Origin of the sequence: Bacteriovorax sp. DB6_IX (genome assembly GCF_000447775.1) — a bacterium.
Lineage (GTDB): Bacteria > Bdellovibrionota > Bacteriovoracia > Bacteriovoracales > Bacteriovoracaceae > Halobacteriovorax_A.
In genome coordinates this window covers 1-13,626 of record NZ_AUNJ01000334.1, presented here as the reverse complement: position 1 = coordinate 13,626, position 13,626 = coordinate 1, and the positions used below count along the sequence as shown (strand labels likewise).

The 13,626-nt window shown below is 37.2% G+C and carries 17 protein-coding genes; 11 read left to right on the top strand and 6 right to left on the bottom strand.

Annotation, left to right across the window (positions count from 1 at the left end; genetic code table 11):
- Positions 1-63 precede the first annotated feature (63 nt).
- Positions 64-618 (bottom strand): pentapeptide repeat-containing protein, encoded by a 555-nt coding sequence (locus M901_RS10165; protein ID WP_021278105.1) that lies wholly within the window; start codon positions 616-618, stop codon positions 64-66.
- 99 nt (positions 619-717) lie between these two features.
- Here M901_RS10165 and M901_RS10160 point away from each other — a divergent pair, with 99 nt between their 5' ends.
- The gene (locus M901_RS10160; protein WP_021278102.1) at positions 718-1,671 is read left to right on the top strand and encodes a LysR family transcriptional regulator; all 954 of its coding nucleotides are present in this window, start codon (positions 718-720) and stop codon (positions 1,669-1,671) included.
- Between the two features lie 2 nt (positions 1,672-1,673).
- Here M901_RS10160 and M901_RS10155 read toward each other — a convergent pair whose 3' ends face one another.
- Complete coding sequence (locus M901_RS10155; protein WP_157679951.1) at positions 1,674-2,852, bottom strand: hypothetical protein; 1,179 nt, start codon at positions 2,850-2,852, stop codon at positions 1,674-1,676.
- A gap of 112 nt (positions 2,853-2,964) precedes the next feature.
- Between M901_RS10155 and M901_RS10150 the strand changes: the two genes are divergently transcribed.
- Genes M901_RS10150 through M901_RS10140 form a run of 3 tightly spaced genes read left to right on the top strand, consistent with a single transcriptional unit; the run spans position 2,965 to position 6,012 of the window.
- On the top strand, positions 2,965-4,857 hold the full coding sequence (locus M901_RS10150; RefSeq protein WP_034721709.1) for a hypothetical protein: 1,893 nt from the start codon (positions 2,965-2,967) through the stop codon (positions 4,855-4,857).
- A 13-nt stretch (positions 4,858-4,870) separates the two neighbouring features.
- Entirely contained in the window at positions 4,871-5,470 is a 600-nt protein-coding gene (pdxH, locus tag M901_RS10145; protein ID WP_021278099.1) for a pyridoxamine 5'-phosphate oxidase, read from the top strand.
- Positions 5,443-6,012, top strand: coding sequence for an outer membrane beta-barrel protein (locus M901_RS10140; protein WP_021278107.1), 570 nt, complete (start codon positions 5,443-5,445; stop codon positions 6,010-6,012). The genes pdxH and M901_RS10140 overlap by 28 nt, the downstream gene beginning before the upstream one ends.
- Here the strand turns inward: M901_RS10140 and M901_RS10135 are convergent.
- Positions 6,002-6,373 (bottom strand): hypothetical protein, encoded by a 372-nt coding sequence (locus M901_RS10135; protein ID WP_021278111.1) that lies wholly within the window; start codon positions 6,371-6,373, stop codon positions 6,002-6,004. The genes M901_RS10140 and M901_RS10135 overlap by 11 nt on opposite strands.
- A gap of 85 nt (positions 6,374-6,458) precedes the next feature.
- Here M901_RS10135 and M901_RS10130 point away from each other — a divergent pair, with 85 nt between their 5' ends.
- A complete protein-coding gene (locus M901_RS10130) occupies positions 6,459-6,698 on the top strand; it encodes a hypothetical protein (RefSeq protein ID WP_034721708.1) in 240 nt (79 codons plus the stop codon).
- 16 nt (positions 6,699-6,714) lie between these two features.
- Here M901_RS10130 and M901_RS10125 read toward each other — a convergent pair whose 3' ends face one another.
- Positions 6,715-7,290: a superoxide dismutase gene (locus tag M901_RS10125; protein ID WP_021278110.1), complete on the bottom strand. Its 576-nt coding sequence runs from the start codon at positions 7,288-7,290 to the stop codon at positions 6,715-6,717.
- A gap of 132 nt (positions 7,291-7,422) precedes the next feature.
- Between M901_RS10125 and M901_RS10120 the strand changes: the two genes are divergently transcribed.
- The 6 genes from M901_RS10120 to M901_RS10095 all read left to right on the top strand — a co-directional run bounded on the left by M901_RS10120 (position 7,423) and on the right by M901_RS10095 (position 12,451).
- Positions 7,423-8,370 (top strand): hypothetical protein, encoded by a 948-nt coding sequence (locus tag M901_RS10120; protein ID WP_021278100.1) that lies wholly within the window; start codon positions 7,423-7,425, stop codon positions 8,368-8,370.
- A 150-nt stretch (positions 8,371-8,520) separates the two neighbouring features.
- Entirely contained in the window at positions 8,521-9,003 is a 483-nt protein-coding gene (locus M901_RS10115) for an NADH-quinone oxidoreductase subunit B (protein ID WP_021278104.1), read from the top strand.
- A complete protein-coding gene (locus tag M901_RS10110; protein ID WP_021278109.1) occupies positions 8,996-9,631 on the top strand; it encodes an NADH-quinone oxidoreductase subunit C in 636 nt (211 codons plus the stop codon). The genes M901_RS10115 and M901_RS10110 overlap by 8 nt, the downstream gene beginning before the upstream one ends.
- 25 nt (positions 9,632-9,656) lie before the next feature.
- Positions 9,657-10,793, top strand: coding sequence for an NADH-quinone oxidoreductase subunit D (locus M901_RS10105; protein ID WP_034721707.1), 1,137 nt, complete (start codon positions 9,657-9,659; stop codon positions 10,791-10,793).
- Positions 10,790-11,314: a 4Fe-4S binding protein gene (locus M901_RS10100; RefSeq protein ID WP_021278112.1), complete on the top strand. Its 525-nt coding sequence runs from the start codon at positions 10,790-10,792 to the stop codon at positions 11,312-11,314. Before M901_RS10105 ends, M901_RS10100 begins: the two co-directional genes overlap by 4 nt.
- A gap of 159 nt (positions 11,315-11,473) precedes the next feature.
- Entirely contained in the window at positions 11,474-12,451 is a 978-nt protein-coding gene (locus M901_RS10095; RefSeq protein ID WP_157679949.1) for a hypothetical protein, read from the top strand.
- Here the strand turns inward: M901_RS10095 and M901_RS10090 are convergent, their stop codons facing one another.
- Both M901_RS10090 and M901_RS16540 read right to left on the bottom strand, forming a co-directional pair.
- A complete protein-coding gene (locus tag M901_RS10090) occupies positions 12,452-12,895 on the bottom strand; it encodes a DMT family transporter (protein WP_021278114.1) in 444 nt (147 codons plus the stop codon). It lies immediately after the preceding gene.
- Positions 12,896-12,902: 7 nt separating this feature from the next.
- Positions 12,903-13,626 (bottom strand): class I SAM-dependent methyltransferase (locus tag M901_RS16540; RefSeq protein WP_021278113.1); only part of this gene is annotated, 724 nt, incomplete at its 5' end.

Sequence of the window (13,626 nt, the reverse complement as noted above, 5' to 3'; positions counted from 1 at the left end):
AGAAGATCTATAACGAGATCGAAAAGATCGTAAAAAAGGCGAAGTCTTAGCTTCGCCTTAGTCTTATTGAATTCCAATAAAGTTCATTCCAAGTTTTAATGCTTTCTCTCTTAAGAATGGAAGTTTCGTATTAATATTGAACTTCGCACCTTTAAGCTTACAGTTATCAAACTTTACCGTTGAGATATCTGTATTTGAGAAATCAACATTTCTTAGATCACACTTTATAGATTGTGATCCCTTCATTGTTGACCATCTTAAGTTAGCATCGGCCAGGTTACATTCCTGGAAGCTTGATTCACTGAGGTTAGTGAACTCAAGATTAGAGCTCTCAAGATTAATACGGTGAAAATGGTTATTACCCATATTCGACCATTCAAAATTTGCATTATCAAAATTAGAAAATTGAAACTGTGCATCCTTCAAGTTACACTTTCTGAAATCAGCACTAGCTAGATTCGAGTTTTTGATATGAAGTTTACCCATATCAGAGTTGTCAAAGCTACTTTCAGCAAGATTTGAAGCACTAATGAGGCGAAGCGTCGTCGTGTTTCTTAGGTTGATGCGTTGCTCATCCTTTTGCTTGATAGCGGTAAATGTTTGATTTTCCGTGTTCATATGTTTCATCCTGTTTTAAACAAAAATATGTTATCTATTTAATCAAGATTTTTTAAGGTTAATAATTGTAAATTCGGAATTTCCGAATTAAAAAAGGGCATGAACTGGAATCATCTCTACTGCTTCTACGAAGTCGCGAGGAATAAATCTATTAAGGATGCAGCGTCCCAAATGCAGCTTGCTTCTTCTACAGTAAGTGAACAAGTCAAAAAACTTGAAGAGTCGCTATCGTTAACACTTCTTGAAAGAAGAGGGCGTGAGATGGTTTTATCTTCTGATGGTGAACGCGTTTTTTCCTATGCAAGAGAGATGTTTGATAAGGGAAAACGACTTGTCGATAATCTAAGCTTCAATGACGTTGCCGGTTATTCTGTTAAAGTTTCACTAGAATCACATCTAGACAACCAACCTTTAAATGAATTTCTTAAAAAGTATTGGAAGAAGTACTCTTCATTTGGCCTAGTCGAAACGAAGAGATCAAAGAACCTTTCTCAGTCTATTTATTTTCTAGAACATGATGTTGTGGACTGGGTAATAACCTCTTCGGACATTATTGATTCTCGATTTGAAAGAGTGAAGCTTGGTGAGCTTAGTTATTCTTTCTACTGTAGTGAGCAGGTTTATAATTTCTTTAAGAGAGGTAGTAAGGAGACAAGGGATATTCTCAAAAAACTTCCCCTTGGGCGTTTTGGGACAATTGAAAAAGTCGAAGAAGATATCTCGCATTACTTCCATGACATTTCTCTTTACCCTAAAGAACAATTTTTTAGTGAACATGCGGACTTCTTAATGAATCTCTGTCTTGATGGTGAGATCGTTCTCTTTATGCCTAGTATGGGAGAGGATACCCCTGAGGGACTTAAGAAAATTGATTTTGATTCAAACTTCTCTAAAACTCTCTACGGAATGTACAAGAAATCAAATTCACAACTTCTCTATATTAGAAAACTTAGAGAGCTTTTAAGTGAGCTTAATATTCAAGGTGAAGAGTCTTCTCATTTACCATATTTTAATTTCAATAGTTGGCGTCCTGTCGACGATAAACTGAATTAAACCTAATACCTTGGACAACTCGAAGTTGAAGAACTTAGTCCCCAGCGACTAGCTAATGAGTCATTCGGGTTTGAAGAAATTCTATTTGCGCGTTTGAGCATGAAGAAATCACGCATTGTAATAGGGGAGTCCATCACGGAGACAGGGCACTTGGCATAGAGCTCTTTTTTCGCATCGGAGCTTTTGTCTTTTCCGTAAAAGTATTCAAGGGCTGAGTAGGTACTTGGGTCGATTGAAATATCTTGTTTTCTAATATTTTTCCAGCCTACAAGAAGCCTCGTCATGGCCGATTGAAGAGAGCTATCTCGCGAAGGTGTTGAATACATATAGTACTCAGTCGCATTCATACAGCGATTGATTCTTTGTTGATAGACAAGAGATGAATTCACTTCTTCAATTCTGGTTTTCATCATGTCACAGATATTCCCAAGTCTTCTGTTGAGATTGAGATCGTAATTATCATCTTCGGTCGCAAGAAGTTTTGAGAGATTATTGTGAAAGTTCTTTCCCCATTTTTTTAGAAGATCATATTGTTGATTCGATTTGTCTTGAGCTGTTTTTATTAAATAATAAGGAGCAATTCTCTTATAACCCCAAGGTGCTGCAGAAAAAAGGTGTAGTGGCATACCTTCTCTCTTTGCAAGTGTGCGCACTTTAACAGGTGTCGTTGATGAGTAGAGAATAAAGTGTCCCGTTGGGAGAAAGTCTTTAATCAAATATGCATGCCTATTGGCCTGACCGTTTTTAATCCACTCCGTGATGTAGATATCTCCAGCTTGAATATCTTTTAGGCCCACTGGATAACTATTGTAATAGGCCAGTGCGTAGGTCCCCGCGTTACTTCCAATAAAGTGGATGAGGGCCTTGAGCCTTTCTCTTTGCTCGAGATGATCAAATCTTGGAGAGTCACTATCAATGATTGTGTCATGTGAGAGTTTCACCTGATAATAGAGTTGATTCTCTAAGCTATAGATGGCCATATAGGCAAAGATAGCATCAGCACAGTCAGTTTTGATCCCAAAGTAAGGACTATCAGGGTTTGAAAAGATGTCTCTATTAAGCTCACTTTTAACCCATTCCCTAAAGTTGAGCATATCAGCTTCTTGCCACGGTCTTTCGGACTTCCAGATGGCAGCTGATATTTGTGCGCAGAGTAATAGTGAGAATAGTAGTTTGAGCATAGCGTAATTTATCTAAAGCCTTCAAAAGTTTGTATTATTACTAAAAAATTTGTAAATTTTACAAGCATTTTATTGAAGAAATGCGAAGAGACACACAACACGGCCGTTAAAAATGAAGAGACTATTACTATTTACGATTATTTTCGTATCGCAAGCCAACGCGTTGGCTTCATTTACAGACCACTTTAAGTGGACAAAAATCAAAGAGAGAATTGTTTCAGAAGTCGCCAATATGGATGTATCTTTTGATCTCGATCTTGTGAACTCAGATATTACTCGAGGAGTAGGTTCAAAGATATTTTATAAGTATGAAGTTGAGCCTTCATTTATTCCAAATAGTTATTTAAGAATAGATCGCTACTCATTCAATATCAACCTAAAGCCAGGTGATATTATTGATGGGATTAGCCCTGTCTATATGAATATCCATCGAGGTAATGATCTTTACTTTATTAGGAATTTTGATTCTCAAGTTAAGGCCTTAACGGCCCTTCCTTATACTTTTAATAAACTTCCTTATAATGCAAAAAGTACATTAGAGAGAATGAATATTGGAGACTTTATAAGTTATCCTGCATCACTATCTCTTAATGTTGGTGCTAAAACAGCGACGCCTCTAGGACCTGTTAAAGTTGAAGGTCTTGCGGGGTTACTTCTCCATGGTCGCTTTACTATCAATCTCTATAGAGTTGATGAGAAACATGTCCGCCTAAAACTTGTTGCAAAGACTTATAATGCGGGAAGAGTCTCGGTAAATACAGATACAGATGTGTCTTTTACTGGAGTCGGTATCATCGACAAAAAGATTGAAGGGATTATTTTCAAAGACCTCGTTGATATTTTTGGAGAAAAAGGTTTTGGTGAACAATATATCATTGATTATGTCTTTGATTTAACGAATGAGAAATCGGCAAAAGCTTTCGATCTTATTTTAAAGCCAAACTATACTTTAAATATGAAGGACTTTCTTGGGAAGTTTCGCGGAATCGAATTCTTCGAAGATAAGCTTATCTCTGACTTTTCTTTGGCCGAAGAACTGGCCAAGAATGAAAATGGGGTAGAAAAGATATTTAAAGGATTTAATAAGTATCGTTTTAAAAAACATGGAATTAAAGTTGGCTTAATCGTGAGTCGAATTAGTAAAGGACAGGCTTACTATAAGAATCATATTAACGTAGAGGATAGAGAAGGCTTTATTCATCGCTATTTCTTTCCTAACCGTGTCAGTTACTATGAAGAAGAGTTAAGACTTGGAATCGTTGATAGAAAAGATGAGTTCGAGACAAGTTATCATGGTCTTGTCTCCTTGGATCAAAATGATATCGGAAAGAAGTATTCAGATGTTGGAATGTCTTTTTGGAGAGATGATAAAGTTCTGACAAAGACTGAGTGGAAAAAAGTGAGACAACTTATTCTCGATACAGTTCCTGTAGAAGTCGCAAAGGATTTAGATTTTACGCATATTACTGAGCATAAGAGAAAACAAAGTACCAAAGTGAAGATTCAAGTTCTCTTTAAAGAAAATGCTTTTGAAACCCTAAAAAACCTTAGCTTAGAGGAAGTGACTGAAACTCTTACCAACTTAGTAAGAGAGAGAACTGTCGTTAAAAGAACTCTGTTTGGTCGTTTGTATAATACTGTGACTCGTTCAGTGAGGAATCTTCTTCATCTAGAAAGGGGTGCAGTCAATCGTCTTGCCAATAATATTCACTTCATTCTGACTAACGAAGAAATGGATGCCCGAGAAAGGGTCGAAAAGCTGATTGATATGCCGGATAAATTTATGTTTAAGCGATATGGCCTTAAACTTTTGATGTCACTCTTACCTCAAGAGAGATGGCAGGAACTTGTCTATTTAAAAGTAGAGGTTCTGGGAATGGATTTTAAACCACTTCGTTATACATTGGGAAATTTAAACTTTTCTGAGGTATACAAACAAATACTAAGAATTAATAAAGAGCTTCACGATCCATCTCGTGATTTAAGAATTATCGTAGAAAAATAAGAGAGATGATCTCATGACAGATTATAAGAATTACCTAGAGACAGATAATCCTATCCATGTTTTTGAAAAATGGTTTAAGGAAGCTTTGGAAGTTGAAGACAATGGTTACTACTTTACTCTTTCAACCGTGGCTAAAGATGGAGGAGTCAATGCAAGAACACTTCTTCTTAAAAAAGTTCATGAAGGGAAGCCCCTTTTCTTTACAAACTATAACTCAGTAAAAGCTGAAGAACTTGAAGAAAATAATCATATGGCCATGACGTTCTATTGGGACAAACTTGGAAAGCAAGTGAGAATTCGCGGAACGGTAACAAAGGCACCTCGGGAAGTCTCTGAAAATTATTTTAAGTCCCGTGGTTTCGAGTCTCAAGTTGCAAGCTTTATTTCTAATCAAAGCTCTCCTGTAAAAGATAGAGAACAATTAGAAAATGAATTTTCAAAGGCCAGAGATCTCTACGCTGAATCAGGGGTTCCTTACCCTGAGAACTGGGGGGGATATCTTGTTGAGCCCTATGAAATAACTTTCTTTATTTATGGTGATCACAGATTAAACGATAGATTTCAATTTCAGTTGAAGGATGGAAAATGGGAAAATCAAAGGCTTTATCCATAAGAATAATTTTCTTAGTTTGTTTGACTCTTTTTATTCCAGCTCAAAAGGCTAAGGCGATTGATCTCTATGCAGGTGGTTCATATTCTTTTGCTGGAGTTATTGCTGAGAGTAAGTATTATAATGGCGCCTCTGATTGGGCCCCCGGATTTATTCTGGGGATGCAGTATGGTCGACTTGGAATAGAAGCCTTCATGAAGAAGTTTACTCTTGAAGATGATGTCACAAATAATGGCAATATCTATCATATGGAAATTGAGAACCTCGTCATGGGGCTTGGCCTAAGAATTGAAATTCAACAGTATATCGATTTTAACTTGGGAATGAATACTCAAAATGTTGAGGCCAAGGCCACTTCAACTGGACCACGCCTTAATGGACTAATCAATAAAGACTTTATGAGCTGGTATGTTGGGGGAGGTCTTAAGTTTGAAGTTATACCAAACTTAAAAGCAAGACTCGATATGGCCTATTATAAAGGCGATATCGAGTTTGGATTATTTGGAATTGATTTTTCTTTAGTTTATACGTTAACTACTTTTTAGGTGAAGGGACACTTGCTGGAAGTCTTCCCTTAAGCTTCTTCATTTTCTCAGCAAGCTCTGGTGTATAAGAGTCTGCCTTTTTAAGAGCATGGATAAGCTGATCATTTTGGAATTTTAAATACTGTGCTTCACCTGTAAGTTGTCTATGTTGAGACATAAGTGAAGAGTACATATTATTAAGTTGCTTAATTTGCTTCGTCGAGTTTAGAACTTGCTTATTTCTAAGGTAGAGTTCACCTTCTACTTTTCTTAACTTCGATTCATACTTTGCCAGTTCATTTGGATCAATTCTCTTATCCTGATCTTTAGCAAAGATTGAAAATGAAAGTGTAAGTGTTAAAAGTAATGCTGAAATTTTCATAGTAACTCCTATTGCTCTAGCTTTATCGGAGTGTTTTATTTAGAACTTAAGTTTTTTAGTTAGAATGTCGAAAAATTAGATAGTTATGTACTTTATCGATACTGATTTAAATTCAAGCAAGGTCTATGTCATACCAATCAAGCAAATAGAGGGCAGAGAGTACGTTATAGAATGTGATAATCTCTACCTTGCAAAGAAAGTGAAGAACGATCTTCTTATGGGTCGTCTTAGAATTCCTATTAATAATGAAGAGCAATTTCTGCTAAAAGAGTACTTTGAAAAGTTGGGAAAGAAGTTGGCTGTCTATACAAAAAAGGGAGCCTAAGGCTCCCTTGAGAATCTTACATATTTGAGTTAACAAAATCCCAGTTAACAAGATTCCAGAAAGCGTCAATGTAACTTGGACGAGCATTTCTGTAATCAACGTAGTAAGCGTGCTCCCATACATCAATTGTAAGTAGAGCAGTCTTTCCATCTGTCATTGGAGTTTCAGCATCGTCAGTGTTAACGATTTCTAGCTCTCCCGCAGAATTCTTAACTAGCCAAGTCCATCCTGATCCAAAGTTTGTTGCAGCAGAGTTGCTGAATTCTTCTTTGAACTTGTCGAATGATCCCCATTTTCCATTGATAGCTTCAGCAACAGATCCTGTTGCAGCACCACCAGCATTTGGAGCTAAACAATTCCAGTAGAATGTGTGGTTCCAAACTTGAGCAGCGTTATTAAATAGTCCACCTTTAGACTTCATGATGATTTCTTCAAGTGACATATTTTCAAACTCAGTTCCTTTGATTCCAGCATTAAGCTTTGTTACGTAAGCATTGTGGTGCTTTCCGTAGTGGAAATCAATTGTTTCTGGTGAAATGTGAGGTGCTAGTGCATCTTTTGACCATGGTAGTTCTGGTAACTTATGTTCCATCTTATTTCTCCTTGATGAATAATATCGTGCCTCTAATATAATCTGATCTAGATCATGGTGCAAATAGCTCCGTGTTATTAAGTGATAAATTCTTTCTATTAAGTTTTGGTACTCTGTGTCGAATAGGAGGTGATGAGTAGAAGTAAAATCCTGACTATATTTCTCACCTTTGTTCTTAGCACTCAAGTGATGGCCATTGAGAAGTGGGCCAATAGAGGTGGACTCATCGACAGTAGCGAAAATTGGAAGCGTAAGAGAACTTGGAGGCAATTGGCCAAGAGTGATCGCGATGCTCTCAATGAAATTTTTAGAATTGTCGAAACGTCTAAACAGGGCCAGGCACTTCTTGCCCGTGCCAGAGTTAAGGCACGAAAAGAAAATAAGAGTCTTCTTGATGTCGTGACAGCGGGGGATGTCTCTGTAACAGACACAACTCTCATCAGAAAATTTTCATCAAGCTCTCCATTTGATGTGAACTATCATGCCAAGAGCATTGTTATCCTGGATAGAGGACATAACGTTAAGAATGCTGTTCTCGATTTGGTTCATGAATTAACTCACTACACATTTAAGGTTCCTTTTAATCCTTATAAGAACCGTTTCACAATTAATTCTTTTCTCAAGGATACTATTGAGGGAAGAGGGGGAGAAGTTGATGCTTTTCTCGTTGAGTGTAAAATTGGCAAAGAGATCTTTGGACGATCTGAAATTTCGCCTCAGTGTATGTCTATTATCGATTCTAAAGGAGAGTTCTCTAGGGACTTAGCTATTGCTGAGTTTTATAAACTAGGCTCATTCTTCGATAAATTTGTGGCCATGGCCAAGAATAATCACCTTAGACTTGAGAAGTTTAGGTACTTGAGTCGTGACCATGGGCTTCTTATTTCCTCGGCCTGGGGAAGTCCCTACCCATTGGCCATTATTAGAGAATATACAACAATTATGGGCAAAGTTTGCGAAAATGATCGCAAGCGACTTTCATATTATGGAAAAACTGGGGGACGTCTCCCTGCGTCAGAATATCTTTCATTTAAAAAGATGAAGAAAGAGATTACGGTGCGCTGCAGGGATTTTCTCTAAGTTACCCATCAGCACTACAATTGCTACTTTGCATAAAAAAAATCCAACTAAAATACTAATTTTTTCAAGGGGTTTAATTGACTAAGACCCCCTCTATAGGTAAAAATAGAGCTTAAATCTACACTTAAATTCATACAAGGAATTGCACTAATGCAAGATAGCGTTGTTTTAATGAAACTAGATGACTTCTTCAATTGGGGAAGAAAAAACTCTTTATGGCCAATGACATTTGGTCTGGCTTGTTGTGCTATTGAAATGATGGCAACAGGTGCTTCGAAGTACGACCTCGAAAGATTCGGATGTGGAGCTTTCATGGCGACACCAAGAAGAGCAGACTTAATGATTGTTGCAGGTACAGTAACACTAAAAATGGCTCCAAGAATTGAAACTCTTTATGAGCAAATGGCCGAGCCAAAGTATGTTATCTCAATGGGATCATGTGCGAACAAAGGTGGACCTTACTGGCAACATGGATACCATGTTCTTAAAGGTGTTGATGAGATCGTTCCTGTAGACGTTTACGTTCCAGGATGTCCTCCAAGACCTGAAGCACTTATTGAAGGGTTAATGACTCTACAGAAGAAAGTTGCTAACGAAAGACTACTAAGAGACAAGTGGGTTAAGAATGCATAAGGAAATCGTTGAGTTTCTAAATAAAGAAGTTGCTGGATGTGGCGCAAGTACTACGGAAGTAGAAGTTGGTGACGCTTCAGTTGTTGTTAATGCTGAATCAATCAAGCCAGTATGTTTTGCACTTAGAGATAGCTCTGAGTTTCAATTCAATGTACTACAAGTAGTTTCTGGTGTTGATTATGAAGATAGAATTGAAGTTCATTACATTCTTGCTTCATTCACAAAGAATTTAGAATTAATTCTTAAAGTTAAGCTTCCAAAAGCAGGTAAGGACGAGATGGTTAAAGTTGAGTCTGTTTGCGACGTATGGAAATCAGCTGACTTTCAAGAAAGAGAAACATACGACATGTTAGGTGTTGAGTTTATCGGTCACCCGGACATGAGAAGAATCCTTTGCCCAGAAGATTGGGAAGGTTTTCCTCTAAGAAAAGACTATGTTGTTCAAGAAGTTTACCAAGGTATGGAAGTAAATCCAGCACATAAAATTAACCAAGGTGATTTCGACTTCATGGCAAAGGCAAAGTTAGATGCTCAGAATCCAAAGTTAATCTCTGGTTCATGGGCGGGGCATGTTTCTCCAGAGCTTTCTGATGCTCTTAAGAGAAAGATGGAAAGCTTAGAAAAATAATAAATAACGATAGGGAAATATAAAGATGGAAAATTCTAATAATGTAGAAAAACTCCACACAGACCTTATGACGGTAAACATGGGTCCTCAACACCCGGCAACTCACGGGGTTCTACGTGTTGAGATTAAAACCGATTCTGAGATTGTAGCGGAAGCTACTCCATATCTTGGATACCTTCACCGTTGTATGGAAAAGCACTGTGAGCATCTAGATTACAGAGGGGTTATCCCATTTGTAGATAGAATGGATTATCTCGCTGCTATGAATATGGAGCTTGGTTACTCAATGGCCGTTGAGAAAATGCTTGGAACTGAAGTACCTGAAAGAGCTGAGTATATCAGAGTTATCGTTTCAGAACTTCAAAGAATTGCTTCTCACCTTATGTTCTTTGGGACATATGCAATTGACCTTGGGGCCTTTACTCCATTCTTATATGCTTTCCAAGATAGAGAAGAAATCCTTAGGCTATTTGAAGAGCTTTCAGGAGCGAGACTTCTTTATAACTACTTCTGGATTGGTGGTGTTTGGAATGACATCAATGATGATCAGTTAAGAAGAATTGCACAGTTCTGTGACAAGATGGAAGAGAATGTTAAAAAGTACCACGACCTAGTTGGTATGAACAAAATCTTCCGTGATAGAACAGCAAATGTTGGTGTTATTTCTGAAGAGATGGCATATCAATATGGAGCATCTGGACCAGTTCTTAGAGGTTCAGGTATTGATTGGGATCTTAGAAAGAAGAGACCATATTCAATCTATGAAAAATTTGATTTCAATACTGTTGTTGGTAAAGGTGAAATGGGAACTCTTGGTGACTGTTGGGATCGTTACTACGTTAGAGTATTTGAAATCTTTGAGTCGATCAAGATTCTTCGTCAAGCTCTTGAAGGGATTGAAGAAGGACCAGTTATGGGGAAAGTTCCAAAGATTATTAAAGTTCCTGAAGGGGAAATTTATCTTAGAACTGAGTGCCCAAGAGGTGAGCTTGGTTACCACCTAGTTTCAGATGGTGGAAAGACTCCATATAGACTTAAAGTTAAGTCTTCATGTTTTACACACACTTCAATGCTTGGTGAGCTAGGTAAGGGGCAAATGATTGCAGACTTCGTAGCAACAATCGGAAGTATTGATATCGTTTTAGGTGAGGTGGACAGATGAGTTCAAGCACGGAAGTAAACACATTTGCAAATGATGAATTAACAGTAGGAAAGTGGTTCGGAAATGTTTGGACTGCGATCAGAACAGTAATTAAAGGTATGATGATTACTTTTAAGTATGTTTATGGTGTTAAGCCGGTAACTATTGAGTACCCAGAAGTTCGTGAAGAACTTCCAAAGAACTCAAGATCAAGACTTTTCAACGATGTTGAAAACTGTATCTCTTGTTACCAGTGTGCGACAGCATGTCCTGTTGACTGTATTTATATTACAGCTGTAAAAAGAGATAAGGATGCTCCTGCTCTTAAGACTAAGAGTGGAACACCAATTAAATTAGATCTTCTACAGTACACGATTGATACGGCCCTTTGTTGTTACTGTGGACTTTGTACGACAGTTTGTCCTACAGAATGTCTAACACACACAACTGATTACGAATTCGCACAGTATACTTTAGATGAAATGAAGTACGACTACCTTGCTGAAGACGTAAAAGCGTGGCGTGAAAGAATCGTAAAATAAGTTTTAAGTTATATAACTTATCTTATATTGGCCTCGTTCTATACGAGGCCTTTTTTTATTCTATCTAACTGAAAATACTTCTGTCTCTTGAGATCTTCTAAGGTGTCTGCAATTTTGAACCGAAGAGCTATTATCGTAAGAAATATGCCAGAGAGAGCTATGAAGAGATACTTATTATCATTTTCCTTATTACTTTCATTTTTCGCTAATGCAGATATTCAAAAAGAATGTATTAAGAACTTTGATAATTTAGGATGCTCGCAAAATATCCTCGATCTCATTTTAATTCAGCATGATCAGATTAAAAGTGGCACGCAAGCAAAGTGGAATAGAATAGGAATCCCAAAATCAGAAGAGTCCTACCAAGATTTAAGAAACGATCTTAATCTTATGAAAGATCAATTAAACTTTATAAGAGGCTGTCAGAAGCATCTCAAACTCAAGCAATCGAGATGTAGTACTCCTTTAAAAATATCAGAAATTCAAAAAGAGAAGTATATTGTTGAAGCACCAGATATTGCTTCGATTAGAATGAGTGCTGATGGTCAGTGCCATTTAGATACAAATGAGAAAACCCGCTTTATTAGAAATAAGGAGGGACTCCTTCTTATGACTGAAATCAATGGACTTATCAAGCTTTCACAGAACCCTGTCTGCAAAGTCAAAGATGGAATTGAAACAGAGAGAAAATTTGTAATTTCTCAAAAGAAGGGGAAACAATCACAAGCTCAAATTCTCTTTGTTGATGATTTTGATGCTGTTGGAAAGTGGACTCCTGAATATATGGCCTATTTAAAAAGTCGTTCAAAAGAACCTTTCAAAGGGCAGATGTATTATAATAAGCCGCCAAAGAGTTACTCAAAATACCCTAGAGGGAAAGAGATTTATATGAAAGGCGAAATGTCATATGAGTTAACTGATGGTGGAATCTCTTTTGACTTTAATGGTAGCGAAAACTTCCTCGTCTCAAGTGAGAGTGGTCGAATTTCCAAGAGTAATTTCTTAGCTCCGAGTATGTATCAAGAGGGCCAATGTTCTTCAACCACAGAAAAGTTTGGTAACCGACAGAAGGTAACTCCTGTTTTAAAGTTTCAAAATAACTTCAAACCGGTTCTCATAAAAAATAAAGATAGTTAATTATTTAAAGAATGTAATCATGACAACAGACATGATGGCGAAAATAATTCCAACACCTTTATTTACAGAAAATGGAATTCCCTCGACATAGATATCCCAGAAAACAGAAGTCATCATTTGAGCGGCGATCATTCCAACCGTAACTTTTACAGCACCGAGTTTGTAAATGGCCAGTGGGAGTCCAGCGACAAATAAGAATCCAAATATCCCCGGAATGAGATACCACCACTTAAATGAGAGCTCTTTTACTTTTACAAAATCAGGAAAGAGTTGTGGTTGAGTCTTAACAATAAGGAAGAACGCAAGACATACAAGAAGAGTAATAATATTACCAATAACGAGCATCCAACTCATTCCAATATTATTGCTCATAATTCTATTAAGGGCACCTTGTAAAATTCCAATAGCTCCAAGTGCTAGAGGAAGAAGCATTGCTAATTGCATTTTATTCCTAACTTTTGTGGAGAGTTAAACCTTTAAGGTAATCCCCCTCTGGGAAACCTTTAAGAGACGGACAGTCTCCTGTGAGTTTAATAGGATCTGTCACTTTTAAGCGAGTCCCATTTGTATACTGTCGCATTCTTTCTTCAAACTTACGACGAGTTATACTATGAGTGTTAAGGAATGTATAGGCCTTACCTTTTTTGTTGAGGCACTTCTCAATAAGGGGAACAAGTTCTTTATAGGCATCAATGGCCTTTGTTCTCTTCTTACCATCAGAAGAAGAACTTGGTGGGTCACAAATAATAACATCAAATGTTCTTTCTTGATCAATCAGTTTCATCAAGGCTTTCTTTGTGGCCATGACCATTGACTCATGTTTAGAAGAGTCTAACTCTGGATTAAGCTCTAAGTTCTCATCTAGCCATTCGATATACTTTTTAGAAAGATCAACACTCACAACTGAGTTGGCTCCTTTATTGAGAGCAAATAGTGAATAGACCCCTGTATAAGAGAAGAGGTTGAGAACATCTTTACCTTCAATATTCTTTCCAACTCTTTCACGAATTGCGGCCATATCTGTGTAAATACCAATGTCATAATATTTATTAAACTTCACATGGTATTTCACACCATACTCAGTGAGAACGATATTTTCCTCTTTCTTTCTCTTGTCTGTTGCACAGTAGAATTCTTTTTCCTGGTTAAGATTTCTCTTTTGTACCCATAGGGTT